At 50.7% G+C, this 1,094-nt stretch carries 1 protein-coding gene; it reads left to right on the top strand.

Translation table 11 applies throughout. The features are described 5' to 3' along the window. The first annotated feature begins 297 nt into the window (after positions 1–297). On the top strand, positions 298–1,017 hold the full coding sequence (locus ACW5W8_RS23710; protein WP_498630867.1) for an HNH endonuclease: 720 nt from the start codon (positions 298–300) through the stop codon (positions 1,015–1,017). Positions 1,018–1,094: the final 77 nt, after the last annotated feature.

Below are 1,094 nucleotides of genomic sequence, written 5' to 3' on the forward strand. Positions count from 1 at the left end.
TGTCAGCCCGGCGGAGTTTAACAAGAGGTATTGGAGAACTGCTCAGGCTGCTTGATCCGGGACTGTCCGATCTTGTCAGGACACCTCAGTTTCGCGGGCTATCGAGTTTGCCAACACGGAGCAAACTGAAATGTTGCAGAGCGTCTTTGATGAATTGCAACAGATGGAGGAGAAGGTTACTAGAGCTGTCCCTGCGCTTGGCTCCGAGGTACCTGCGCGGCACCTTGATCTCATTCGAAGAGCTACTCTCGCGATAGAGGAACTGACTAGCTCCGATAAGTCTGAGGAGGCCAGATCGTGAATCAACTAGTGACCGCAGAGAAAGATTTCGGGAAGAACGTATTGACCTCGGTCGAGGCTAGAGCTTTCTATCGTGAATGGCGAAAACTTGCATCAAGCAGAGCCAACCCCTGGTCTGCCATACGTGCTGCTACATTTACGGTGGAGGGCCAAAAAGATGGTTCAGGTATGAAGATCATATCAGCACTTCGATCCCACCTTGCTGCTCTGCAAGCTGAACGCTGTTGTTACTGTCGACGTCGCCTTGTTGGGATTGCTTATGCGCGGCCCATTGAGCATATCCTGCCCAAGAACACCTACGGGCAGTACACCTTTACATACCGTAATCTTGCAGTAGCATGCTTCGACTGTAATCTTGTCAAGAGCAAAGCCAATTGGTCAACTTGGCCACAAAATCGTAGGCGGTACATCAATGAAAAGAGCTGCAACGGTTTTTTTCATGCTCGCCTCCATGATTATGACTCCCATGTCAGATATTTTCATTTGGAGACGAATGGTGCATCAATCAGCGTCTACGTTGGCTTGACTCCCCAGGGACGGCATCTTTGTGTTGAGCTACTGAGCAAATCCTCGGAGAGAACCCTCGCGGAAAGTGCCAACCCAAGGTTTTCTGCCGCAATGGACAAACTTCGTGGCCAAGTTCAGCAGATGGCAGCGACAACTGACGACACCAGGTTGTTGGACTTCATGGAAGCGTTGGAACTTGAGGTGTCCTGACAAGATCGGACAGTCCCGGATCAAGCAGCCTGAGCAGTTCTCCAATACCTCTTGTTAAACTCCGCCGGGCTGACATT

This window comes from Aeromonas aquatilis (assembly GCF_054052405.1).